A 23,187-nucleotide genomic window follows, 5' to 3' on the forward strand; every position below is an offset into this window, starting at 1 on the left:
CGGAGGTAGTGTCACCATCATGCGCCGTGTCGTCATCACCGGGATGGGCATCGTCTCGTCCATCGGCAACAACACGCAGGAGGTGCTCGCCTCCCTGCGCGAGGCCCGCTCGGGCATCGCGCGCGACGCCAGCTACGCCGAGCACGGCTTCCGCAGCCAGGTCTCCGGCGCGCCCACCCTCGATCCCGAGGGCGTGGTGGACCGGCGCGCGATGCGCTTCCACGGCGGCGGGACCGCCTGGAACCACGTCGCCATGGATCAGGCGATCCAGGATGCCGGCCTGGATCAGGGCGACATCTCGAACGAGCGCACCGGCATCATCATGGGCTCGGGCGGTCCCTCGACCCGCGTGATCGTGGAGGCCGCCGGCATCGCGCGGGACAAGGGTCCCAAGCGCATCGGCCCGTTCGCCGTGCCGAAGGCGATGTCGTCGACCGCCTCGGCAACGCTCGCGACGTGGTTCAAGATCCGCGGCGTGAACTACTCGATTTCCTCCGCCTGCGCGACCTCGAATCACTGCATCGGCAACGCCGCCGAGATCATCCAGGGCGGCCGGCAGGACATCATCTTCGCGGGCGGCTGCGAGGATCTCGACTGGACGCTCTCGGTGCTGTTCGACGCCATGGGCGCCATGTCGTCGAAGTACAACGACACGCCGTCCCGTGCCTCCCGCGCCTACGACGCCAACCGCGACGGTTTCGTCATCGCGGGCGGCGCCGGCGTGCTGGTCCTCGAGGAGCTGGAGCACGCCAAGGCGCGCGGCGCCCGGATCTACGGCGAGGTTGCGGGCTACGGCGCCACCTCGGACGGCCACGACATGGTCGCGCCGTCGGGCGAGGGCGCCGTGCGCTGCATGCGCCAGGCGCTGGACGGGCTGAAGGGCGCGCGGATCGACTACATCAACCCGCACGCCACCTCGACGCCGGTCGGCGACGACAAGGAGATCGAGGCGATCCGCGAGGTGTTCGGCCGCGGCGAGGATTGCCCGCCGATCTCGGCCACCAAGTCGCTGACCGGCCATTCCCTGGGCGCCACCGGCGTGCAGGAGGCGATCTACAGCCTGCTGATGATGAACAACGGCTTCATCTGCGAGAGCGCGCACATCGACACGCTCGACCCGGCCTTCGCCGACATGCCGATCCTGCAACAGCGCCGGGACGACGCGCAGCTCGGCCACGTGCTGACCAATTCCTTCGGCTTCGGCGGCACCAACGCCACCCTGGTCCTGAAGCACGTCGACGCCTGATCGCCCGGCGCGGAACCGCCGGCCACAGGCCGGCGTTTACCCGCTGTTGAGATCTGGTGGTGGCGATGGGGACTTTCATCTTCGGAACATTGGGCGGCCTCATGATCGCCGGTGTCGCGGCGATCTACGCGAAGCAGGCCGCGCTGGAAGAAGCGGATTCCCACACGGACGGGCATTTCTGAGCCCGGCCGCCGCGCCACCATCGCCCCGCCCGCCGGCGGGGCTTTTTTTTGCCCGTTGCAGGACACCGCTGCGTTTGGAACGCGGCGCGAGCCGCGTTAAGGCAGCCTGCCGCGGTTCGCTCGTCGCGACCCCGGTCCGGGCCCGCTTCGCGGGTCCGGCGTGCTCGGTCAGGATGTGAGTCGGCATGACGGGTTTGATGGCGGGCAAGCGCGGCCTGATCATGGGCGTCGCGAACGATCACTCGATCGCCTGGGGGATCGCCAAGGCGCTGCACGCCCAGGGCGCGCGACTGGCCTTCACGTACCAGGGCGAGGCCCTGGGCCGCCGGGTGGCGCCCCTCGCCGCCAAGCTCGATTCGGACATCGTCCTGCCCTGCGACGTCGAGGATCTGGCCTCGGTCGACGCGACCTTCGAGGCCCTGGACGCCCGATTCGATGGCGGCCTCGACTTCGTGGTCCACGCCATCGGCTTCTCCGACAAGGCGCAGCTCAAGGGCCGCTACGTCGACGTGACGACGCGCGAGAATTTCGTGCGCACGATGACGATCTCGTGCTTCTCGTTCACCGAGATCGCGCAGCGCGCGGCCAAGCGGATGCACCAGGGCGGCTCGCTGCTGACCCTGACCTACGGCGGCGCGACCCGGGTCATGCCGAACTACAACGTCATGGGCGTCGCCAAGGCGGCGCTCGAGGCCTCGGTGCGCTACCTGGCGAGCGACCTGGGCCCGGACGGGATCCGGGTGAACGCGCTCTCCGCCGGCCCGATGCGGACGCTGGCGGGCGCCGGGATCGCCGACGCGCGGCTGATGTTCAACCACCAGCGGGCACACGCACCGCTGCGCCGCACGGTCAGCCTGGAGGATGTCGGCGGTTCGGCCCTCTACCTGCTGTCGCCGCTCTCGGGCGGCGTCACCGGCGAGGTCCACTTCGTCGATGCCGGCTACAACATCATCTCGATGCCGCGCCCGGACGTGCTGCAGGCGCAGGACGAGGCCGGCGTCGTCGGGGACGCCTGAGGCGCCTCACTCCTCCGGGATGCGCCCCGGGGGCAGGGGACCGGCCGGCGAACCGCGCTCGCCGCGGACCGAGCGCCGCTCCCGGGCGGCGCGCGCCTCCTCCGCGGTCGGCGGCGCCGAGGGATAGTTCGACGCGAAGGGGTTGGGCGGCGCCCCGCGCCCGGAGCCGCCGAACAGCTTGTCGAGGAAGCCCTCCTCGGCGCTCGCGGGTCGGGCGACCAGGAGAAGGGCGAGGGCGAGGATCGGGCGAAGCTGCATCGTCGTCGTCTGCGTGCCGGGACCGTGCCGGGTTAGGGCCACTTTCCGGCGGATCGGAGGCCGAGTCCCCGTCGCCTGGAACCCCGGCGCGTCCGGCGGGTTCGCGGTCAACGATGAGGGCGCGTACAGGAGGCGTGATGTCCGAGGTTACCTATCGCATCGTCGAGCACGACGGCGGATTCGCCTATAAGGTCGGCGACGTGTTCTCCGAGACGTTCCCGAGCCGCGAGGAGGCGCTGCAGGCGGCGCAGGCCGCGGCGGCGGAGCAGCAGGTCCCCGGGTCGACCGAGGGGATCCGCTACCAGGATCAGGCCGGCGGCTGGCACGACGAGACGGCGCAGGGCAGCGACCGGCCCCGCGCCCGGGTCGTGGAGTAGCCGCGGCGGACGGGACGGACATGCGCGATCGTCCGCAACGGCGGGAAATCTCGTGGCGCGTGCGCGGCGCGTAACCCCGGCCGCGGCGCCGACCGGTCGCAGGGCGCCCGCCCTGCCGAAGGGCGCACGCCGCACGACCCCGTCGCCGGAGACGCTGGCGTCGCTCGGCCCGGACCGGCTGATCGCGCTGATCCTCGGCGAGACCGGGCGCAACCCGGCCTTCAAGAAGCTGGTGAGCGCCGCGCTCGCCTCGCTCCAGGGCCCCGAGGCCGTCGCGGCGATCGTCGACCGGCGGCTGACGGCCCTCGAGGGCGCCCAGGGCTACATCGACTGGCAGAAGCGCCGGACCTTCGCGGCCGACCTCAACACCACCGTGACGGTGATCCTCAACGAGCTGCGGCCCCTCGATCCGGGGGCCGCGCTCGACCGGCTCCGCCGCTTCCTCGACGGCGCCGACGCGGTCCTGAACCGCGTCGACGACAGCACCGGCGCCGTGCAGGGCGTGTTCGACCGCGCCGCCGCGGCGTTCGTGGAGATCGCCGGCGCCCTGCCGCCGGAGGACGCTGCCCGGGTAGCGGCGCGCCTCGTCGAGCCGTTCGCGGCGGATCCGTTCGGCCCACTCGGAACCGTCCTCGGCGAGATGATCCCGGCGCTGCCCGAGCCATCCCTCGCGGAGATCGACGACCGGCTCGCCGCCGCCGAGGCGGCCCTGCCGCAGGGCGGGGATCCCCGCCGCGACGCGACCCACCACCGGCAGGCGGCCCGGATCCAGATCCTGCGCCTGCGCCAGGCCGTCGCCGACCGGCGCGGCGACACCGACACCTTCATCGCCCTGGAGCGGGCGACCTTGCCGGGGCGGGAGAACCGCGTCGCGATTGCCCGGCGGCTCCTCGGCGCGGGGCGCGCCGCCGAGGCGCTGGACTGGATCCGACGCATGCAGGATCCGGGTCTGCGCATCGCCACCCGGGCCGACCTGATCGCCGGCTTCGACCTGCGCGGACCCGAGCGGGAACGGCAGGCGCTGGAGATCGAGATCCTCGACGCGCTCGGCCGGGGCGATGAGGCGCAGGCCCTGCGCTGGGGGCGGTTCGAGCGCGAACTCGACGCGGCGATGCTGCGCACCTTCCTCGCCAAGCTTCCGGATTTCGAGGACGAGGAGGCGCTACGGCGCGCCCTCGACCACGCCGAGGCCTTCCCGCAGCCGCACCGGGCGCTCGCCTTCCTGGCGGCCTGGCCGGATCTGCGCCGTGCGGCCGCGCTGGTCGTCGCGCGGCCTGAGACCTGGCAGGGCGACCAGTACGCGGTGCTGGCGCCGGTCGCCGAGGCGCTGGCGCAGGATCACCCCCGGGCCGCGACGATCCTGTATCGCCGGCTCCTCAACTCGATCCTCGAGACCGGCCGCAGCGCCGCCTACCCGCACGGCGCGCGCTACCTCGCGGAGCTCGACGCCCTGGCGGGGCGCCTCGCGACCGGCGACGTCGATCCGGATCCGCAGGCCTACCGCGCTGCTCTGCGGCGGGCGCACGGCCGCAAGCACGGGTTCTGGAGCCTCGTGCGCGACTGAACCGGATGCGCGGCCGGCTCAGTCCTCCAGCACGATGGCGTCGACCCGGTCCGGGTAGAAAGCCACGTGGTCGCGGATTGCCGCGACGGCCGGGTACGGGTCGCCGTAGCTCCAGACCGCGTCGGGGCGCCGATCGCCGTCGACGACGAGGTCGAAATAGTGGGCGTCGCCCTTGTACGGGCAGTGGCTCGTCCGCGCCGAGGCGACGAAACAATCGGCGCGGATGTCGCTTCGCGGCACGTAGAAGACCGGTGGGTACCGAGCCTCCTGCAGCCGCAGGGCGTTCCGGGTCTCGGCGACCGCGGCGCCCGCCACGACGACGCGGACGCGGCGGGACTCGGGCTCGACGGTGATCGGGTGGTCCGGTCCGGGCAGCTTCATGGCGTGTTCCCTCCCTCGGGCTTCAACTCGACGGTCCCGAGCGCGTCGGCGAGGCGCGTCTTCGCGGTCCCGGGCCGCAGGGGCTTCTGCTGGGTCTCGTGCGGCACCCAGCCCGAGAGCCACAGCACCTCGAAGGTCGCCCGCACGCGACCGTCCGGGTCCGAGAACCGCTCGGCGTAGATCTCGGCCATGCGCAGCAACGTCGCCCGCCGCAGCGGAGTCCGCCGCCGCTCGGTGAGCACGTTGGTCATGCCCATGGCCCGCAGGTCGCGCATCAGGCCGAACGGGTCGGCGTAGCGGACCGTCAGCGTGTCGGTATCGGCCACCGGCAGCGCGAAGCCCGCCCGCTGCAGCAGGCCGCCGGCCTCGCGCACCGCCGCGAAGGGCGCCACGCGGGGGCTGACCCCACCCTCGACCTCGCTCTCGGCCTGGGCGAAGCTCTGGCGCAGCTCCGTCAGCGTCGCGCCGCCGAGCAGGCAGCCGACGAACAGCCCATCCGGACGGAGGGCGCGGCGCAGCTGGATCAGCGTGCCGGGGAGGTCGTTCACGGCGTGGAGGGCCAGCAGCGACACGGCGAGGTCCAGGCTCCCGGTCGCCAGCGGCAGCGCTTCGGGATCTCCGACGATCAGGTCGCCGCCCGGCTCTGGCAGGGCCGCGAGGCGGACATGCCGCGCCGCCGGATAGCGGGCGGCGAGCAGCCGGGTCGCCACGGGACGCGGCGTGGCGAGGTCGAGAACAGAGACGAAGCTGCGCAGGACGGCGCCGAGCCGGTCGTCGAGATCCTCGGCGAGGCGGTCGAGGAGGAAGCCCGGGTAGCCGAGGCGCCCGGCACGGGCGAGGCGGCGGCGGGCGAGGCGCGTGTCGAACAGGGCGGCGGGAGCATCCATCGGGGGGCAGATGGCATCTGCGGTCGCGTCGCGCCACCGTCGCCGCGCACGGTCTCGTGAGCTGCGCTAGGATGCTGGAACGACTCGGGAGCGTCGCTGTTCCTGCTGCAACCGGCCCAACGGCCGAGATTCCTCAGGGAGCACACATCATGAAGCGCATGCTCGTCGGGGCCGCCGTGGCCCTCACCACCCTGGCCGCCGCGGGCGGCGCCGAGGCGAAGGGCTGCATCAAGGGCGCCATCGTCGGCGGCATCGCGGGTCACTACGCCGGCCATCACGGCCTCGTCGGTGCCGCGGCCGGCTGCGCCATCGGCCGCCACCGCGCCAACGCGCGCGACCGTCAGGTCGAGCGGCAGCAGATGGCGCCGCAGGCGCGCCCCGTCTCGGCCCAGTAAGCCAGCTCTGCGGGAGCGCGTCGCGCGCATGACGGCCTTCCAGGCCGTCGCCACGGCCCTGCGCGGTCTGCCGCGCGGGGTCGTCTCCCTGATCTACCCGCCCACCTGCGCGGGCTGCGGCGGCGCCACCGCCGACCCGGGCGCCCTCTGTCCGTCCTGCTGGTCGAGCCTGCGCCTGATCGAGGAACCGGTGTGCCAGCGCTACGGTACACCCTTCGCGGTCGACCTCGGGGTCGGCCCGCTGGTGTCGCCCCGGGCCATCGCGGAACCGCCGGTCTTCGGCCGCGCCCGGGCGGTCGCCCTCTACGATTCCGTGGCGCGGCGGCTCGTCCATCGCCTGAAATACGAGGACCGGCTCGATCTCGCCGGCGTGATGGCCCGGATGATGGCCGCGAGCGGCCGGACTCTGATCGCCGAGGCCGAGTGCCTCGTGCCGGTACCGCTCCATCGCGGACGCCTGTGGCGGCGGCGCTTCAACCAGTCCGCCCTGCTGGCGCGGGCGATCGCGGATGCGGCAGGGCGGCCGTGCGTCGCCACGGCCCTGGTGCGCGTGCGCGCCACGCGATCCCAGGTCGGCCTGAGCCGCGCGGCGCGGGCCGAGAACCTGAGCGGCGCCTTCCGGGTCGCTTCCGCCGAGCAGCACCGCGTCCGCGGGCGCCGGGTCCTTCTCGTGGACGACGTCATGACCACCGGCGCCACCGGCAACGCCGCCGCCCGCGCGCTCCTGCGCGGCGGGGCGACGTCCGTGGATCTCCTGACCTTCGCCCTCGTCGGCGACATCGCCGGCTGAAGCCTGCCTTCAGCGCCCGGCCTGCACCCGCTCCGGGAAGCCCGCCGCCAGGGTGAAGTCGAACGCCTCCGCGATCCCCTCGTACCAGAGCGAGAACGGCGTCGGACGCGCGAGGTGCAGGGCGCCCTCGGTCTCGCGCCCCTCGTGCTGGAGGGCCGCCCCGTGCTTGGCCGCGAGCCGCAGCATGGGCCCGTTTCCCGACAGGCAGCGGACGTGGAGATCCTTGACGCCGCGATGCCGCGCCGCGCGGGCGATCCGGGCGAACAGGGCGGCCCCGATCCCCTTCCGGCGGAAGGTCTGCTCGACCGCGAAGGCCGCCTCAGCGTGCGGCCCCAGGGCGTAGCGGGACGCGCCCGGCCCCATCGGCCGCAACTCGGCGAGACCGCGCAACACGCCGCCCACGAAGGCGCCGTACATCACGCCCTCCGCGGTCAGCGCCTGCGCGGCGTAGGCCCGGACTCCGGCCTCGCTGACATTGCCCATGAAGCGGCTCGCCCGGGTCTCCGGATCCAGCCGCAGGAAATAGTCGAGGACCGCAGCGCGGTCCGCCGGCCAGAGACGCCGGATGGTGTGGGTCGGCCCATCGAGGGCTTGTACCGCCATGATGAAGCTCCGGTTCGTGCGCGCTGCCGCGCGGAGTGATCCGGACGCTCCTCCCAAGAGACCGCCGGGATGTCGCATCCCCGTATTCATTGTGCAATGCAGCAGAGTGCGGGGCCGGCCGGCCGCGGGCCTGCCATGCGTGGGACCGATGCGAGGCTTCGATGGGACGCCTCAATGGGACGCTTGCCCGCGGCTGTTCGGCCGCGGGCTTGATTCAGGCCGAGCTTGCGCGGCACTGGAACAGGCCCCAGGTCGTTGACCGCCGACGCGGGTGCAGGGGGTGCCGAACCGGTACCGCGATCAGCAGCGAGGAACCGGCGGCGTGAACGACAGATCCGGCAAGCCCATAGCTTCGTCGCCGGCGGCGCTCGCCGGTGCGGTCTCGCCAGGCCCGGTCCACGAGCGCTACGAGGCGCTGGTCGCCACCGGCGCCATCGAGCGCGATCCCGCCCAGGCGCACCTCGTGCGCGCCCTCGACCGGCTGGTCGTCGACCTCCAGCGCCGCAAGCGGGCCAGCAAGACGAGCGCCCTGGGGTGGCTGTTCCGTCGCAAGGACGAGGCCGAGGCGATCAAGGGCCTGTACATCTGGGGCTCGGTCGGGCGCGGGAAGACCATGCTGATGGACCTCTTCCACGAGGCGGCGCCGGAGCCGAAGCGGCGCGTCCATTTCCACGGTTTCCTGGCCGACGCGCACGAGCGGATCCACGCCTACCGTCAGGCGCTGAAGGCCGGCACCGTCAAGGGCGACGACCCGATCGGACCGGTGGCCGACCAGCTGGCCGACGAGGCGACCCTGCTGTGCTTCGACGAGTTCACTGTCACCGACATCGCCGACGCGATGATCCTGGGTCGCCTGTTCAACCACCTGTTCCGGCGCGGCGTCACCGTCGTCGCGACCTCGAACGTCGAGCCCGACCGACTCTACGAGGGCGGCCTCAACCGGGCGCTGTTCCTGCCCTTCGTGGCGAACCTCCAGGAACGCGTGACCGTCGTCCGCCTCGACTCCCGGACGGATTTCCGGCTGGAGAAGCTCGGCGGCGCGGCGGTCTACCATGTCCCCGCCGACGCGGCGGCGCGCGCGGCCCTCGACGCCGCCTTCAAGGCCCTGACCGGCAAGGCTCGCGGCCTCCCAGCGACGGTCACGGTCCACGGCCGGGCCGTGGCGGTTCCCGAGCAGGCGACCGGCGTGGCCCGGTTCGGCTTCGACGATCTCTGTCGCCAGCCCCTCGGCGCCTCCGACTACATGGCACTCGCCCGCGCCTACCACACGGTGATCCTCGACGGGATCCCGGTGATGGGCGAGGCGGAGCGGAACGAGGCCAAGCGCTTCATCACGCTGGTCGACACGCTCTACGACCGGCATGTGAAGCTCGTGGCCTCCGCGGCCGCCGAAGCGCAGGACCTCTACACCGCCCGGACCGGCCGCGAGGCCTTCGAGTTCGACCGGACCGTCTCGCGCCTCATCGAGATGCGGTCGCGGGAATATCTCGGCCAGCCGCACGGCCGGCCGGATTCCGAGGCGTCGGGCGCCACCACCGGGCTGGTGGAGACGTGAGCGCCCCGTCGCGTGCCGGATCGATCTTCGGCCTGCGCCGGCGCAATTGGCGCGGCGCCGGCCCGCTGGGCTGGCTCCTCGGCTCGCCCGTCGCCTTCATCCTGCTGATCGTCGCCCTGGGCAGCGGCACGGCCAATTACGTGACCGGCGAGACCGACCGGGCCGCGACCGCCCGGGCGAACGCGACGATCGCCGGGATCGAGCGCCTGATCTCCGAGGTCAAGGACCTGGAGACCGGGGAGCGCGGCTTCGTGCTGGTCGGCAGCGAGGATTACCTCCGTCCCTACACGACCGCCCTCACCAAGATCGACACGGAGCTGACCGGCCTCGGCGCCGCCGCGCAGGAGTCGGTCCGAGCCGGCGGCCCGTCGCTCGCCGGGCTGATCGCGCAGAAGCGCGACTTCGCCGCCCGGGTGGTGGAGGCGCGGCGGAACCGGGGCTTCGACGCCGCCATCGACCTCGTCCGCACCGGCGAGGGCAAGCAGCTGATGGACGCGATCCGCGCCGAATCGGCGGCCCGGCAGGCCGCGACCCTGGAGCAGCTCGCGACCATCCAGGCGCACGAAGCGTGGCGCGAACTCCTGCTGTTCCTCCTCTCCGCGGCGGCGGCCCTCGGAGCGATCGTGCTGCTGGCGCGCCTCGCCCTGGTGCGACGGCAGGAATCCCTGCGGATGTCCCGTCTCCTCGACGGGGTGCTGGCCAACGCGCCGGTGGGGCTCGGCTTCCTCGACCGTGACCTGAAAATCAGGCACATGAACCGGGCGCTCGCCACCATGAGCGAGCGCGGCTTCGGGGCCGATCTCGGCGCGCCGATCTGGGCCATGCTCCCGACGCTGCGGGAGGAGCTGGCCCCGAAGCTGGCCGCGGCCCTGACGGAAGGCCTGGTCTCGCCGAACGTGCCGGTGGCGGTGCCGACCCCCTCGGCGCCGGGCGGCGTGCGGCATTTCTCGATGAGCTTCTATCCGCTCCGGGGCGAGGAGAGCGCGGCGGCCGACCAGAGCGTCGAGGGCGTCGGCCTTGTGGTGGTCGACGAGACCATCCGCCACCTCGCGGAGGCCCGGCTGCGCCGGAGCGAGGAGCGCTTCCGCTCGCTGATCGAGGCGAGCGCCGCCATCGTCTGGACCGCCAACCCGGAAGGGAGCCTCCATCGCCGCCAGACGGCCTGGACCCGCTTCACCGGCCAGGACGAGGCCGCCTACGCGGGGCTCGGCTTCCTCGACGCGGTCCACCCGGAGGACCGTGCGCATACCCGCGCCGCGTGGACCCGCGCTGTCACCAGCCTGGAACCCTACGCCACCGAGCACCGGATCCGAGCCGCCTCCGGGACCTACCGGCACATGAGCGTGCGCGCCGTCCCGATCCTCGAACCCGACGGCACCCTGCGGGAGTGGGTCGGGACCCACACGGACATCACCGAGCGCAAGGAGGCCGAGGCCGCGATCGAGGCGGCGCGCGCGGCGGCCGAGGCCGCCAACGCGGCCAAGAGCCAGTTCCTGGCCAATATGAGCCACGAGCTGCGCACCCCGCTCTCGGCGGTGATCGGCTATTCCGAGATGGTGCAGGAGGAGTTGGAGGATATCGGCGAGGCCGATCTCGTCACCGACATGAAGAAGATCGAGACCAACGCCCGCCACCTCCTCGGCCTGATTAACGACGTGCTCGACATCTCGAAGATCGAGGCCGACCGGGTCGAGATCTACGCGGAGGATTTCGAGGTCGCCGCCGTGGTGCAGGAGGTCGCGGTCACGGTCGAGGGTCTCGTCGCCAAGAAGGGCAACACCCTGGCGCTGGAGCTGGAGCCAGGCCTGGGCAGCGCGCATACCGACGTGACCAAGCTGCGGCAGTGCCTGATCAATCTCCTGAGCAATGCCGCGAAGTTCACCGAGGATGGCCGGATCACCCTGGCGGTCGCCCGGGCGGACGGTGCGCTGCGCTTCTGCGTGACCGACACCGGCATCGGCATGACGCGGGAGCAGGTCGGCAAGCTGTTCGAGCGGTTCACCCAGGCCGACGCCTCCACGACGCGCCGGTTCGGCGGCACCGGGCTCGGCCTCGCGATCACCCGGGCCTTCGCCGAGATGCTGGGCGGCTCGATCACCGTGGACAGCCGCGAGGGGCAGGGCACCACCTTCACGCTGACGTTGCCGGACCGTTTCGAGGCCGCCGCGGCCGAGGACGCGGACCCGGCCGCATCGGGAGACGGCGACCGCGGGACGATCCTGGTGGTCGACGACGACGCCGCGACCCGCGATCTGCTGGCGCGCTTCCTGGAGCGCGAGGGCTTCTCGGTGACGGTCGCCGAGGACGGGCGGCGCGGGCTCGATCTCGCTCGCAGCCTGCATCCGCGGGCCGTTCTCCTCGACGTCACCATGCCGCAGATGGACGGATGGGCGGTGCTGCGGGCCATCCGGGCCGATCCCGAGATCGGCGCGACGCCGATCGTGATGGTGACGGTCCTGGACGAGCAGAACCTCGCCTTCTCCCTCGGCGCCACCGACTACCTGCAGAAGCCGATCGACTGGGGAAGCCTGCGCCAGATCGTCGACCGCTTCCGCCTCGCCTCGGGTGACGGCGCGATCCTCGTCGTCGAGGACGAGGCCGACGTCCGCGAGCACGTCTGCGCCTATCTCGCGCGCGAGGGCTTCCCGGTCCGCGAGGCCGAGAACGGCCTGCGCGCTCTGGCAGCCCTGGAGACGGAGCGCCCATCCCTCATCCTGCTCGACCTGATGATGCCCGAGATGGACGGATTCGCGTTCCTGCGGGCGCTGCGGGCCCGGCCTGACAGCCGCGACGTGCCGGTGGTAGTGCTCACCGCCAAGGACATCACGGCCGAGGACCGGCGCCGTCTGGCCGGTCAGGCCGACAGGGTGCTCGCCAAGGGCTCGACCGGGCTCAAGGAGCTGGCCCGCGAGCTGCGTGCCCTGGTCCCCGCGACGGAGGACGCGCCCGCCCAGGGACCCGGGCCCGGCTGAGCGCCCGCGGACCACGGCGGTCCCGGTCCCGGATCGGGGATGGTGCCGCGTCAGAGACCCCGGAACGCCAGTATCAGCGCGCCGACGGCGATGCCCCACAAGGCCAGCGTCGACCAGATCGCGCGGTAGCGTTCGTTGCGGGCGAAGCGCTCCAGCCGGCGGGCATCGCCGGTGCCGGCCTCGTCGAGGCGGACCAGCACGCGCTTCAACCGTATGGCAAGGTCCGGGATGTCGCCGACGACGTCGGAGACGACCTTGAGGGCGTCCAGGCCGCTCTGCGCCCGGCCGACCGGCCCCATGTTGCGGGCGATCCAGGCGCGCACGACCGGCTCGGCCGTGGTCCACATATCGAGGCGCGGGTCGAGGGAGCGGGCGACGCCCTCCACCACCACCATGGTCTTCTGGAGCATCACCAGCTCGGTGCGGGTGCTCATGTCGAACAGGGCCGTGACGTCGAACAGCAGGGTCAGGACCTTGGCCATCGAGATCTCGTCGGCCCGGCGCTGGTGGATCGGCTCGCCGATGGCGCGGATCGCCTGCGCGAAATCCTCCACGGAGTGATGGGCCGGCACGTAGCCCGCCTCGAAATGGACCTTCGCCACCCGGCGGTAATCCCGCAGGATGAAGCCCAGCAGGATCTCGGCGAGAAACCGGCGCTCGTTCGGGCCGAGGCGGCCCATGATGCCGAAATCGACCGCGACTAGCCGGCCCTCGGCATCGACCAGCAGGTTCCCCTGGTGCATGTCCGCGTGGAAGAAGCCGTCGCGGATCGCGTGCCGCAGGAAGCTCTGGATGACGGTCCGGCCGATTATCTGCGGATCATGCCCCCGGGCGGCGAGCTCCGCGGCGCTGTGCAGGCGGGTCCCCTCGATCCACTCGGCCGACAACACCTCACGGGCGGTCAGCTCCCATTCCGGCCTCGGCACACGGAAGTCCGGATCGTCCTTGGTGTTCTCGGCGAGCTCGGAGGCGGCCGCCGCCTCAAGGCGGAAATCCATCTCCATCAGCACCGAGCGCGCGAGGATCTCCACCACCTCGCGCGGGCGCAGCCGCTCCGCCTGCGGCGACAGGGCGTTCACCACCCGCGCCATGAAGCGCATGACCTCGAGGTCGCGCATGAAGCGCTCGCGGACGCCAGGCCGCATCACCTTCACGGCGAGGGCGCGCTGCGTGCCGTCGGGATCCTGCACGATCGCCTTGTGGACCTGCGCGATCGAGGCGGCGGCGATCGGCTCGCTGAACGACACGAACAGGGCGCTCACGGGCTTGCCGAGGGCGGCCTCGACGGTGCGAAGCGCGACCGCCTGCGGGAAGGGCGGCACCCGGTCCTGCAGTTTCTCCAAGTCGAAGGCCGCGCGCATGCCGACGATGTCGGGCCGCGTCGCCAGGAACTGGCCGAATTTCACGTAGGACGGGCCGAGGCGCGTCATCGCCGCAGAGAGCCGGGCCGCCCCGTCGTCGAGGCCGGGCCGCTCGAGGGAGCGGCCGATCCGCAGGGCGAGGCGCAGGTGCGGGGGCAGCTCAGAGGGGTCGACGAGGGCGAGGGCGCCCTCGCGGGCCAGCACGAAGCCGACCCGCGCGCCGCGAAACAAGTTGACGGCGGCGCTGATCACCGGTGCTGGCTCCCGTCGCGCGCGGCGGCGGTCAAGAGACCTTCCAGCCCGAATGGATCGCCACGATCCCGCCCGTCAGCGCCCGGTCGGTGACGTGCCGGAAACCCGCGCGCTCGATCATGCCCGCGAAGGCGCCGCGGGTCGGGAACTTCCGGATCGACTCCACGAGGTAGCGGTAGGACTCGGCGTCCCCGGCTACCCGGGCGCCGATGCGCGGGATCACGTTGAACGAGTAGGCGTCGTAGATGCGGTCGAGCAGCGGGATGTCGACGGCCGAGAATTCCAGGCAGAGGAAGCGCCCACCGGGCTTCAGCACCCGCCGCGCCTCGGCCAGCGCCGTCTCGATCCGCGGCACGTTCCGGATGCCGAAGGCGATCGTGTAGGCGTCGAAGGACGCGTCCGGCAGCGGCAGCGCCTCGGCGTTGCCGGTCACGAAGGCGATCCGGTCGCCGGCCTCGTCGACCTTGCGCTCCCGTGCCCGCTCGGCGCCGACCCGCAGCATCGACTCGTTGATGTCGAGTACGGTGACGCGGGTGCGCGGACCGCCCGCGGCCAGCACCCGGAAGGCCACGTCGCCGGTGCCGCCGGCGACGTCGAGATGCGCGAAGGCGCGGTTCTGCGGCGGCCGCAGCATCGAGACGAGCTGCGCCTTCCAGGCCCGGTGCAGGCCCGCCGACATCAGGTCGTTCATGATGTCGTAGCGGCGGGCGACCGAGTGGAAGACGCTGTCGACGCGCCCCTGCTTCTCGTCGAGCGCCACGCGCTCGAAGCCGAAATCCGCGCTCGCGCGCTCAGACGCCCCGTCTCCGGCCTTCATGACGCTCCCAATCCTCGATGGGCGCGTCATAGCGAAGGTCGCGCCCGACCGCCATGCGTCGAAACACGCGGCTGGGGACCGACCCCGGTGCTGCGACGCGCCGAAGACGTGTCTCAGCCGACCCGGGTGCGGAGCGCGTCCGCCACCGCGCTGGCCATGGCGCGCGTGCCCATCGGGTTCGTGCCCTCGCCGGCGATGTCGGCGGTGCGCGCGCCGCCCGCGAGGGCGTCGGTGATGGCGCCGTCGAGGGCGTCGGCCGCGTCGCCGAGGCCGAAGGAGTAGCGCAGGCACATGGCGAGCGAGCCGATCATGGCGATCGGGTTGGCCTTGTCCTGGCCGGCGATGTCGGGCGCCGAGCCGTGGACCGGCTCGTAGAGCGCGCGGCGCAGGCCGCTCGCGTCGACCGCGCCGAGGGAGGCCGACGGCAGCATGCCCAGCGAGCCGGTGAGCATGGCGGCGATGTCGGAGAGCACGTCGCCGAACAGGTTGTCGGTCACCAGCACGTCGAACTGCTTGGGCCGGCGCACCAGCTGCATGGCGCAGTTGTCGGCGAGGATGTGCTCGAGCTGCAGGTCGGCGTAGTGCGCGGCGTGCACCTTGGTGACGACCTCCTTCCAGAGAACGCCCGACTTCATCACGTTGTGCTTCTCGGCCGAGGCGACCCGGCCCGAGCGCTTGCCCGCGAGGTCGAAGGCCACGTGGGCGATCCGCTCGATCTCAGCCGTCGTGTAGACCTGGGTGTCGACCGCCCGCTTGGAGCCGTCCTCCAGCGTGGTGATCTCCTTCGGCTCGCCGAAATAGACGCCGCCGGTGAGCTCCCGGACGATCATGATGTCGAGCCCCTCGACGAGTTCGCGCTTCAGCGCCGAGGCCTCGGCCAGCGCCGGGTAGCAGATCGCGGGCCGCAGGTTGGCGAAGAGGTCCAGCTCCTTGCGCAGGCGCAGCAGGCCGGCTTCGGGGCGGTTCTCGTAGGCGACACCGGCCCATTTCGGTCCGCCGACCGCGCCGAGCAGGATGGCGTCCGCGTCACTCGCGCGCTGCAGGGTCGCGTCCGCGAGCGGGACGCCGTGCGCGTCGAGGGCGCTGCCGCCGACGAGGTCGGTCTCGGTCTCGAAGGTCGCGAGACCGGTCTCCTTGAGGGTGTCGAGCACCACCTGCATGCCGCCGGCGACCTCCGGGCCGATCCCGTCGCCGGGGAGGAGCAGGAGCTTGTAGCTGGCCATGACGGTCTCGCGGGTTCGGTCTCGACGTGCCGGCGGGCTTTATCGAGGCTGCACCGTCATTGGCAAGCTTCGGCAAAGCGCCGGCCCGCAGGCCGGGACGGATCGGGCACCGCGGTCAGAGGATCACGACCCGGCCGGTGCCGATGTCGTAGAAGCCGCCCACGACCTTCACCCGCTCGGCGGCGACGGCCTCCGCGATGATGGGGCCGGCCTGCTCGAGGCGCCGGACGCTGTGCCGGACATTCTGGGCGACGGCCTCGGCCAGGGGATCCTGCGCACGCGCCTTTTCGGCCAGATCCACCGCCGGGCGAATCGCCTCGATCAGCACGGGGAGATGACCGGGGAGCGACGCGTTGGTCTTCATGACGTCGATCGTCGCCTTCACGGCCCCGCAATCGGAATGGCCGAGGACGAGGATCAGCGGCGCGCCCAGGACCGACACGCCGTATTCGAGGCTGGCGAGACCGTCGGTGGTGACGAAGTTGCCGGCGACGCGGACGACGAACAGATCGCCCGGTCCCTGGTCGAAGATGAAATCCGGGGCGACCCGGGCATCGGCGCAGCCGACGATACAGGCGATCGGATACTGCGCCGCGGCCCGCGCGGCGCGACCGGCCGAGAAGTCTCGGTTCGTCGACGTGTTGGCGACGTAGCGGCCGTTGCCGTCGCGCAGCCGCGTGAGGGCCGCCTCGGGCGTGATGGCGTTCGATCGCGCGCCGTCGGGGGCCGCCTCGGCCCGCCGGATCCCGGCGGAAGCCCCCATCACGGTACCGGCCGCGGCCGCGGCCAGCAGGCCGCGCCGGGAGAGAGAGGGTCGATGCAGATCGCACACGGTGGACGGTCCCCTTCGGATCTGACGCCGGCCAGGCCCGGCGGACCGCTCGCTCCGGCAGCGCTGAGACAAGCACTGCGAGTCGTATCCCGGCGCGTTCTTCACCACCGAGTCCAAACTTTGCAGGAAATCCTGGACCGAAGGCCGGGCGCGCGGCATCCCTTCGGTCGGGATCCGGCTGAGTCGGGGCGCGGATGTTGGACGATCATTTCCGGGCGCGGATCACTCTGCTTCGATCCGAGCGCGATTTCCGCCCGGCGGTCGCCGGTTACTGCCAGGGCATGATCGAACCGGCGCAGATTGTTTGGCCGAGCCACAAGCTGCTCAATCAGATCGGGCGCTACGTGGTCTCGTTCATGCTGATCCACAACGACTACGCGTGGCGCCATCACGGGGGCCCGCGTCCCACCCTGACGGTCCTCCAGGCGATGGTGGGATCGAGCCCGAGGCAGACGGCCGGCTTCGTGTCGGCCCTGAAGGCCGGGCGCTTCGTCACCGCGGTGGCGGATCGGGGCGACGGGCGCGTGAAATGCCTGCAGGCGGCGCCGGCCCTGGTGACCGAGATCGCGCGGAGCGGGCGCCTGTTCGTCGCCGCCATGGACGCGGTGACCCGTCGCGACCCGGGCCACGCCGGGATGCTCGACGGCCCCGACCGGCTCGGGGAGTTGGTGCGCCTTTCGGCCGCCCACGTGCTGCGGCACGGCACGCTCATCGCGCCGTTCCCGCGGGTGCTCCATTTCGCAGGACGGGACTGCGGCTATCCGCTGCTCACGGCCCTGGTCGGGGCCCACTATGCCGCCACGGTGCCCGGCGCGCCGGCGGCGGTGTCGCTCAGCCTGCGCAGCCTCGCCGAGCGGCTGGACGTGTCGCGGGCCCATGTCGGCAACCTGCTCGGCGAGGCCGAGGCCGCGGGATGGATCCGGATCGCCGGCGGCCACCTGACCGCCTTCGACCCGACGCTGCTGGCGGAGTTCGAGGTCTGGGCCGCGGGGCAGATGCTGTTCTACGACGATCTCGCGGCGGCGATCCTCGCGGACCTGCCGGCCGCGACAGCCCCGGTCCGCGCCTCCGGACGCGCCGGTCTCGCTTGTGTTCCGGTCGATCCGGGGATACCTACGGGCCGCACCGCGCCGTGAGAACGTCCCGCGCGGGTCGCCGACAGGAGAGACGAGCCTTGGCCAGAGCCGGCTCAGCGATCGAGACCGCCCGCGCCGCCTCTACGGCGCTTCGGTCCCGTGCGCGCCGCTCCGGGCTCCTTCTTCCGCTTCTGCTTACCCGCCCCTGAGGGCCGTCCGGGCGCGCGCCTGGGCCTTCAGGGGAGTTCTTTCATTCGCGAATCCGCCCGCGAGGGCACCACGCCGCGCCGCGCCATCACGTGCCGGGCGGCCCGCGACAGGGTAATGCCATGACTACGACCAGCACCGCTTCCGCCCGCGACCGGATCCTGATCTTCGACACGACGCTCCGCGACGGCGAGCAGTGCCCCGGCGCCACCATGACCTTCGACGAGAAGCTCGCGGTCGCCGAGTTACTCGACACGATGGGCGTCGACATCATTGAGGCCGGGTTCCCCATCGCGTCGAACGGCGATTTCGAGGCGGTCTCGGAGATCGCCCGGAGGACCAAGCGCGCGACCATCGCCGGACTCGCCCGCGCGATCCCCGCCGACATCGCCCGGGCCGGCGAGGCCGTGCGCCACGCCAAGCGCGCGCGGATCCACACCTTCGTGTCGACCTCGCCGATCCATCTCGCGCACCAGATGCGCAAGAGCCAGGACGAGGTCGTCGAGATCATCCTGAAGACCGTGGCCCAGGCCCGCGACCTCGTCGAGGACGTGGAGTGGTCGGCCATGGACGCGACCCGCACGCCGCTCGACTACCTGTGCCGCTGCGTCGAGGCGGCGATCAAGGCCGGCGCCACGACGATCAACCTCCCCGATACGGTCGGCTACGCCACGCCGACCGAGTACCGCGACATGTTCGCGAACGTCCGCGCGCGCGTGCCGAACGCCGACAGGGCCGTGTTCTCGGTCCATTGCCACAACGACCTGGGCCTCGCGATCGCCAATTCCCTGGCTGGCATCGAGGGCGGCGCCCGGCAGGTCGAGTGCACGATCAACGGCATCGGCGAGCGGGCCGGCAACGCCGCGCTCGAGGAGATCGTGATGGCGCTGCGCACGCGCGCCGACGTGCTGCCCTACGAGACCGGCGTCGAATCGACCATGCTGACCCGCGCCTCGAAGCTCGTGAGCCACGCCACGAACTTCCCGGTGCAGTTCAACAAGGCGATCGTCGGCCGCAACGCCTTCGCGCACGAGAGCGGCATCCACCAGGACGGCATGCTCAAGAATGCCGAGACCTACGAGATCATGACGCCGGCCTCGGTCGGGCTGACCAAGACCTCCCTGGTGATGGGCAAGCATTCCGGCCGGGCGGCGTTCCGCTCCAAGCTGGAGGATCTCGGCCTGCACCTGTCCGACAACCAGTTCCAGGACGCCTTCGACCGGTTCAAGGCCTTGGCCGACCGGAAAAAGCACGTCTACGACGAGGACATCGAGGCGCTGGTCGACGAGAACCTCGCCACGGCCCACGACCGGATCCGGCTGGTCTCCCTGTCGGTGATCGCCGGAACCCGCGGACCGCAGCGCGCGACGCTGCGGATCGCCGACGAGGCCGGCACGCGGATCGAGGAGGCGGACGGCAACGGGCCGGTCGACGCGGTGTTCAACGCGATCTCGGCGCTGGTCCCGCATCAGGCGCAGCTGGAGCTCTATCAGGTCCATGCCGTGACCGGCGGCACGGACGCGCAGGCGGAGGTCTCGGTGCGGCTGCGGGACGGCGAGCGCAGCGTCACCGCGCGCGGCGCCGATCCGGACACGCTGGTGGCGTCCGCGAAGGCGTATCTCTCGGCGCTGAACAAGCTGTCGGCCCATTCCGTGCGCGTGCATGCACAGCATGCGGCGGCGGAATGAGAAAAAGCGGCGGCCGGGGGTGGACAGGCCCCGGCCGCGTTGGTATCAGCCCGCCACCCCGGACGGACTTGGTGGCCACCGGGCGGTCGCAGAAGCGATCGGGCGCATAGCTCAGTTGGTAGAGCAGCTGACTCTTAATCAGCGGGTCCTAGGTTCGAACCCTAGTGCGCCCACCAAGACTTAGCCTACTTCCTGCGAGCCGGACCTCAATCCCGGTGAGCGAAGGGTAAGAAGGCGAAGCGATCAACAATCTTCATTGCAGCGATGAGCCGCTCTCCGTTCGCCGAACTGCGACGGGCGAGCCAAGTCCGCGGAAGCCTCGCTTCATGGCCGAGGGCTACGATTCGGTTCGCCAAGCCATCGCAGCGCTTCGAGATTGAGTTCTGACGGTCGGCTTCGAAAATACGCGTCGATGGAGGGGACTGGCTCACGATTGTTACCGTCGCACGATTGCGCCTCGCCCGCATTCCCCTCTGTCCGCGCAAGCCGCCGAAAAAGCCCCACGCGGCGGTGCCGGCGGGGCTGAGGGTCGGCGCCGGATGCCCCGATCGACGCTACGCTGCCAACAGCGCGATCCAAGACCCTGCCGCATCCATCCGCTTGGCGCACATCAGGAGGCCATCGGCCGACCGACGCACTTCGACACGATGATGCACGTGTGGAGCGAGGCGTACATGCACACCGAGGTCGAAGCCGCATCGCCCGTCGCCGAAGCCGGCCGCAGCAAGGTCCGACCGGAACTCGGCCGCCACCGCGAACGCGACGACGGCACCGTCTACCAACACGTCCAGGCACAGCGGGGTGTCGGGATGCGCCTCGTCGCGCGCCCAGCCCCCGACGTGCAGCAGGCCATCGCCCGTCACGACGCATCGGTCCAGCCACGCTCGCACCGAGCCCGGCTCTGCCGCACCGTCCAACGAGACAGCGCGGAGGGCTAAGCGCCCGCGCAGCGCGGCCAAGTCGGGGCCGAGTTCGGCGCGCGGAGCGTAGGGCATGCGCCCGGTGCCGACGTCGAGGGCCTGCACGCCATCGAAGCCGCCGCGCACGCCGGGCGCCGCCAGGAAGCTCTCCGCCGGAGCATTCTCCGCGAGCAGCAGGTCGTGGGTGTCCAACTCGACGTGCCAGTATGTGAGATCCGCCACCGCCTCGCCACGCGTGATGCTCGAGCCGTTGACCAGATGTCCCGCGGCCGCGAGCAGCCCGTCCAGCCACAGGCAGTGATCTGGAGAGACAAGCAGGTCGCGGGCGGGCACGCCCTCGCTCAGTGCGTCGGCCCGGATGCGGACGGGGCGCTCGGCCGGGGGAACCATCGATCCCCGGTACGCGCGGGTGCCGATCCAACGGATCGGGCGCGGCGTACCGGCAACCGTGATGGCGAGATCGCCCACCGCGAGCTGCTCCACCGGCACGTCCGAGATGACCCGATCGCGCAGGACACGGATCCGCGTCCCGGTCACGTAGCAGGGTGCAGGGTTGGCCGGCTGAGATGGGTTCGTGGGATTCGTGGGGTTCGGGGCCGTAGCGGCGCGCACGATCGTGCCGCCCTGGCCGTCCGACACCGCCGCGAAGCTGGTCGTGCGGGGGGCCGACAGCACGAAGTTCTCGCTCACCTGGCCGCCACCGGAGCGGGTGCCGGTGATGGTGATCGAGCTGTTCGCACTGTTGTAGCTGACGCTGGAGTTGGTCAGCCCGGCGAGCGCGATCTCGTTGCCCGAACCGAAATTGGAGATGGTGTTGGCGAAGGTGCCACCATTGGTCGGCTGAGCGGCCACGTTGAGCCCGAGGCGCGCTGTCGCCGTCCCCGACATCGTGCCGAAGGTGATCGTCCCCGTGCCGGCCGAGGTCGGACCGCCGAGCTGAAGGGTGCTCGACACAGCGCCGCCGTTCGAACCGATCGCGGTGCCGCCGGAGTAGGTGCTGACCCCTGTCAGCGTCTGCGTGCCACCGGTGACCGCCACGCCGCCAGTACCGGAGATCGCGCCGCTGTAGCTGGTCGAACCGTTGGTGATGGTCAGGGCCTGCGCACCGAGCGTCGTCCCGCCGGTGCCCGAGAGCGTGGTGATCGAGGCACCGGCCGTCGTCCCCGAGATGTCGAACGTGCCGGCGTTGGCTACGGGTCCGAGATTGTTGGGAGCGTTGCCGAGGACGCGCAATGTCGTGGCGCCGCCGGCGATCCCGAGGCCGCCGTTCAGCGTTCCCGTGCTGGGGGTCAGGCTGTTGGTGCCGCCCGTGACGTTGATAGCGACGGCCCGGACGGTTGTGCTGCCGCCGGTGAAGCCGCCCGAGATCGTGCCGGTGTTGGTGATGGCGATGTTCGCGCCGGACAGACCGGCTCCCCCCTGGCCCGCGATGCCCGCCGTGCCACCATTCGCGGCCCCGCCCAGACCACCGTTTCCGCCCGTGATCTGGCCGGTGTTGGTGCCCGTGCTCCCGTAGAGGAAAAGTCCGATGCCGCCCTCACCGCCGGAACCGCCGAAAGCGCCGGGACCGCCGGCGGCACCGCCGGCACCGCCGTTCCCGCCGGTGATCTGAGCGCTGGCGATGAAGGATCCGGGGCCGGGCTCAACGAAGCCGTAACCACCGCTGCCGCCGCCGCCACCTCCGCCCGTCCCGTTGCCGGCACCGCCCGTTCCACCGGTGCCGCCGGTCCGGGAAAAGGTGAAGCCTACGCCATTCCCCGTGTTGGAGAGGTACTGGCCGTGGCTGCCGCCGCCGCCGCCGCCGCCGCCGTCGCCGGGATTCGGACCGGCAAGGCCAGCCCCGCCAGCCCCCCCGAAAAAGCTGGAGCCCGTGTTGGTCGAGTAGGCGCCACCCGTTCCCGACGTGTTGGTGACAGTTCCACCAGCCGCCGCGCCCCCGTTGCCGCCGGCGCCTCCGACCGAGCCTGCGGAACCGCCCGCACCTCCGCCGCTCCCCTGGGCAGAAGCGCCGCCGTTTCCACCGGCCGCGCCGGTGCCGTTCGCCACCTCGTCCGCCCCGGGCTGACCGCCGGCGCCGTTGACCGGATCTGCGCCGCTCCCGCCCTGACCGCCCGACATCGCCGCGTTCCCAACCATCCGCATCTACCCGTCATCCGCAATCTTGCGCGGGCGGGTGCTTGCCGTCAGCGTGGCGCCTGTAGGCCCTCGGAGTCGAGGATGCAGCGTCGCCTAATCGGTGATCGCCGGGCTCGAGACAGCGCTTTTTGATCCGTTGTGCTCTCTCCGCGACAGGAGGTCAGACTGATCTGGCACGGAAACTGATTTGATGGCCTTTCATGCTCCTCTGCTGGGAAGAATAGTTATCAACAAGTCGACGGGTTGGTTCGCACGCCACTCATGCGCCCCAGCGCAGGGGTCGATCCGGATGTGGTCCGTCCGCAGTGTGACATATCTCAGAACGGATTCGGCGAAGTCCCGCGCGACGAATGCCGGCGGGGCTGAGGTCGGCTCAGGGATGAGAGCATAGTCTGCGCGCGGGCGGCGCGGCTCCTGTCAGCCGGGGGGGGCGGGCGGATCCTTCGGCG

The 23,187-nt window shown here is 71.6% G+C and carries 20 protein-coding genes and 1 tRNA gene; 12 read left to right on the forward strand and 9 right to left on the reverse strand.

The features are described 5' to 3' along the window. Positions 1–19 precede the first annotated feature (19 nt). The 3 genes from fabB (at position 20) to fabI (ending at position 2,444) form a co-directional block, all read left to right on the forward strand. The gene (gene fabB / locus H288_RS0108245; protein ID WP_020092119.1) at positions 20–1,246 is read left to right on the forward strand and encodes a beta-ketoacyl-ACP synthase I; all 1,227 of its coding nucleotides are present in this window, start codon (positions 20–22) and stop codon (positions 1,244–1,246) included. A 59-nt stretch (positions 1,247–1,305) separates the two neighbouring features. Then, positions 1,306–1,428 (forward strand): hypothetical protein, encoded by a 123-nt coding sequence (locus H288_RS36245; protein ID WP_267965799.1) that lies wholly within the window; start codon positions 1,306–1,308, stop codon positions 1,426–1,428. A 185-nt stretch (positions 1,429–1,613) separates the two neighbouring features. Continuing rightward, complete coding sequence (fabI, locus tag H288_RS0108255; RefSeq protein WP_026604772.1) at positions 1,614–2,444, forward strand: enoyl-ACP reductase FabI; 831 nt, start codon at positions 1,614–1,616, stop codon at positions 2,442–2,444. A gap of 6 nt (positions 2,445–2,450) precedes the next feature. Here the strand turns inward: fabI and H288_RS0108260 are convergent, their stop codons facing one another. After that, positions 2,451–2,702, reverse strand: coding sequence for a hypothetical protein (locus H288_RS0108260; RefSeq protein ID WP_042672450.1), 252 nt, complete (start codon positions 2,700–2,702; stop codon positions 2,451–2,453). A 137-nt stretch (positions 2,703–2,839) separates the two neighbouring features. Here H288_RS0108260 and H288_RS0108265 point away from each other — a divergent pair, with 137 nt between their 5' ends. Both H288_RS0108265 and H288_RS0108270 read left to right on the forward strand, forming a co-directional pair. Further along, a complete protein-coding gene (locus H288_RS0108265) occupies positions 2,840–3,079 on the forward strand; it encodes a hypothetical protein (protein WP_020092122.1) in 240 nt (79 codons plus the stop codon). Between the two features lie 52 nt (positions 3,080–3,131). Then, entirely contained in the window at positions 3,132–4,643 is a 1,512-nt protein-coding gene (locus tag H288_RS0108270; protein ID WP_020092123.1) for a DUF6880 family protein, read from the forward strand. Positions 4,644–4,661: 18 nt separating this feature from the next. On the opposite strand, the gene H288_RS0108275 is transcribed toward H288_RS0108270, so the two are convergent. Together H288_RS0108275 and H288_RS0108280 are read right to left on the reverse strand one after the other, a co-directional pair. Continuing rightward, a complete protein-coding gene (locus H288_RS0108275; RefSeq protein WP_020092124.1) occupies positions 4,662–5,024 on the reverse strand; it encodes a DUF427 domain-containing protein in 363 nt (120 codons plus the stop codon). Continuing rightward, positions 5,021–5,911 (reverse strand): methyltransferase domain-containing protein, encoded by an 891-nt coding sequence (locus H288_RS0108280; protein ID WP_020092125.1) that lies wholly within the window; start codon positions 5,909–5,911, stop codon positions 5,021–5,023. The genes H288_RS0108275 and H288_RS0108280 overlap by 4 nt, the downstream gene beginning before the upstream one ends. Positions 5,912–6,060: 149 nt before the next feature. On the opposite strand from H288_RS0108280, the gene H288_RS0108285 reads away from it, so the two are divergent. Continuing rightward, positions 6,061–6,306 (forward strand): hypothetical protein, encoded by a 246-nt coding sequence (locus H288_RS0108285; RefSeq protein ID WP_020092126.1) that lies wholly within the window; start codon positions 6,061–6,063, stop codon positions 6,304–6,306. A gap of 28 nt (positions 6,307–6,334) precedes the next feature. After that, entirely contained in the window at positions 6,335–7,096 is a 762-nt protein-coding gene (locus H288_RS0108290; protein ID WP_020092127.1) for a ComF family protein, read from the forward strand. A gap of 9 nt (positions 7,097–7,105) precedes the next feature. Here the strand turns inward: H288_RS0108290 and H288_RS0108295 are convergent, their stop codons facing one another. Next, positions 7,106–7,699, reverse strand: coding sequence for a GNAT family N-acetyltransferase (locus H288_RS0108295; protein ID WP_020092128.1), 594 nt, complete (start codon positions 7,697–7,699; stop codon positions 7,106–7,108). A 322-nt stretch (positions 7,700–8,021) separates the two neighbouring features. On the opposite strand from H288_RS0108295, the gene zapE reads away from it, so the two are divergent. Both zapE and H288_RS0108305 read left to right on the forward strand, forming a co-directional pair. Beyond that, positions 8,022–9,254: a cell division protein ZapE gene (zapE, locus tag H288_RS0108300; RefSeq protein WP_020092129.1), complete on the forward strand. Its 1,233-nt coding sequence runs from the start codon at positions 8,022–8,024 to the stop codon at positions 9,252–9,254. After that, positions 9,251–12,226 (forward strand): response regulator, encoded by a 2,976-nt coding sequence (locus H288_RS0108305; RefSeq protein WP_020092130.1) that lies wholly within the window; start codon positions 9,251–9,253, stop codon positions 12,224–12,226. The genes zapE and H288_RS0108305 overlap by 4 nt, the downstream gene beginning before the upstream one ends. A 50-nt stretch (positions 12,227–12,276) precedes the next feature. Here H288_RS0108305 and ubiB read toward each other — a convergent pair whose 3' ends face one another. The 4 genes from ubiB to H288_RS0108325 form a co-directional block, all read right to left on the reverse strand. Further along, complete coding sequence (ubiB, locus tag H288_RS0108310; protein ID WP_020092131.1) at positions 12,277–13,839, reverse strand: 2-polyprenylphenol 6-hydroxylase; 1,563 nt, start codon at positions 13,837–13,839, stop codon at positions 12,277–12,279. Positions 13,840–13,870: 31 nt separating this feature from the next. After that, positions 13,871–14,656, reverse strand: coding sequence for a bifunctional demethylmenaquinone methyltransferase/2-methoxy-6-polyprenyl-1,4-benzoquinol methylase UbiE (gene ubiE, locus H288_RS0108315; RefSeq protein WP_020092132.1), 786 nt, complete (start codon positions 14,654–14,656; stop codon positions 13,871–13,873). Between the two features lie 113 nt (positions 14,657–14,769). Beyond that, positions 14,770–15,879, reverse strand: a complete 1,110-nt coding sequence (gene leuB / locus H288_RS0108320; RefSeq protein ID WP_020092133.1) for a 3-isopropylmalate dehydrogenase — start codon at positions 15,877–15,879, stop codon at positions 14,770–14,772. A 115-nt stretch (positions 15,880–15,994) separates the two neighbouring features. Then, complete coding sequence (locus H288_RS0108325; protein ID WP_020092134.1) at positions 15,995–16,711, reverse strand: carbonic anhydrase; 717 nt, start codon at positions 16,709–16,711, stop codon at positions 15,995–15,997. A 194-nt stretch (positions 16,712–16,905) separates the two neighbouring features. On the opposite strand from H288_RS0108325, the gene H288_RS32185 reads away from it, so the two are divergent. The 3 genes from H288_RS32185 to H288_RS0108340 all read left to right on the forward strand — a co-directional run bounded on the left by H288_RS32185 (position 16,906) and on the right by H288_RS0108340 (position 19,858). Continuing rightward, positions 16,906–17,847, forward strand: a complete 942-nt coding sequence (locus H288_RS32185) for a hypothetical protein (protein ID WP_020092135.1) — start codon at positions 16,906–16,908, stop codon at positions 17,845–17,847. Between the two features lie 269 nt (positions 17,848–18,116). Beyond that, on the forward strand, positions 18,117–19,682 hold the full coding sequence (locus H288_RS0108335) for a 2-isopropylmalate synthase (RefSeq protein ID WP_020092136.1): 1,566 nt from the start codon (positions 18,117–18,119) through the stop codon (positions 19,680–19,682). A 100-nt stretch (positions 19,683–19,782) separates the two neighbouring features. Beyond that, positions 19,783–19,858: transfer RNA gene (locus H288_RS0108340), tRNA-Lys, on the forward strand. 378 nt (positions 19,859–20,236) lie between these two features. Here the strand turns inward: H288_RS0108340 and H288_RS35895 are convergent. Continuing rightward, positions 20,237–22,720 (reverse strand): Hint domain-containing protein, encoded by a 2,484-nt coding sequence (locus tag H288_RS35895; protein ID WP_280806642.1) that lies wholly within the window; start codon positions 22,718–22,720, stop codon positions 20,237–20,239. Positions 22,721–23,187: the final 467 nt, after the last annotated feature.

This window comes from Methylobacterium sp. 285MFTsu5.1 (assembly GCF_000383455.1).
Lineage (GTDB): Bacteria > Pseudomonadota > Alphaproteobacteria > Rhizobiales > Beijerinckiaceae > Methylobacterium.

Excerpts from the sequence above, each read along its gene's own strand:
- fabB (WP_020092119.1), top strand. The coding sequence starts at position 20 with ATGCGCCGTGTCGTCATCACCGGGATGGGCATCGTCTCGTCCATCGGC.
- fabI (WP_026604772.1), top strand. The coding sequence starts at position 1,614 with ATGACGGGTTTGATGGCGGGCAAGCGCGGCCTGATCATGGGCGTCGCG.
- H288_RS0108260 (WP_042672450.1), bottom strand. The coding sequence starts at position 2,702 with ATGCAGCTTCGCCCGATCCTCGCCCTCGCCCTTCTCCTGGTCGCCCGA.
- H288_RS0108265 (WP_020092122.1), top strand. The coding sequence starts at position 2,840 with ATGTCCGAGGTTACCTATCGCATCGTCGAGCACGACGGCGGATTCGCC.
- H288_RS0108275 (WP_020092124.1), bottom strand. The coding sequence starts at position 5,024 with ATGAAGCTGCCCGGACCGGACCACCCGATCACCGTCGAGCCCGAGTCC.
- H288_RS0108280 (WP_020092125.1), bottom strand. The coding sequence starts at position 5,911 with ATGGATGCTCCCGCCGCCCTGTTCGACACGCGCCTCGCCCGCCGCCGC.
- H288_RS0108285 (WP_020092126.1), top strand. The coding sequence starts at position 6,061 with ATGAAGCGCATGCTCGTCGGGGCCGCCGTGGCCCTCACCACCCTGGCC.
- H288_RS0108290 (WP_020092127.1), top strand. The coding sequence starts at position 6,335 with ATGACGGCCTTCCAGGCCGTCGCCACGGCCCTGCGCGGTCTGCCGCGC.
- H288_RS0108295 (WP_020092128.1), bottom strand. The coding sequence starts at position 7,699 with ATGGCGGTACAAGCCCTCGATGGGCCGACCCACACCATCCGGCGTCTC.
- ubiE (WP_020092132.1), bottom strand. The coding sequence starts at position 14,656 with ATGAAGGCCGGAGACGGGGCGTCTGAGCGCGCGAGCGCGGATTTCGGC.
- leuB (WP_020092133.1), bottom strand. The coding sequence starts at position 15,879 with ATGGCCAGCTACAAGCTCCTGCTCCTCCCCGGCGACGGGATCGGCCCG.
- H288_RS32185 (WP_020092135.1), top strand. The coding sequence starts at position 16,906 with ATGTTGGACGATCATTTCCGGGCGCGGATCACTCTGCTTCGATCCGAG.
- H288_RS0108335 (WP_020092136.1), top strand. The coding sequence starts at position 18,117 with ATGACTACGACCAGCACCGCTTCCGCCCGCGACCGGATCCTGATCTTC.
- H288_RS35895 (WP_280806642.1), bottom strand. The coding sequence starts at position 22,720 with ATGTCGGGCGGTCAGGGCGGGAGCGGCGCAGATCCGGTCAACGGCGCC.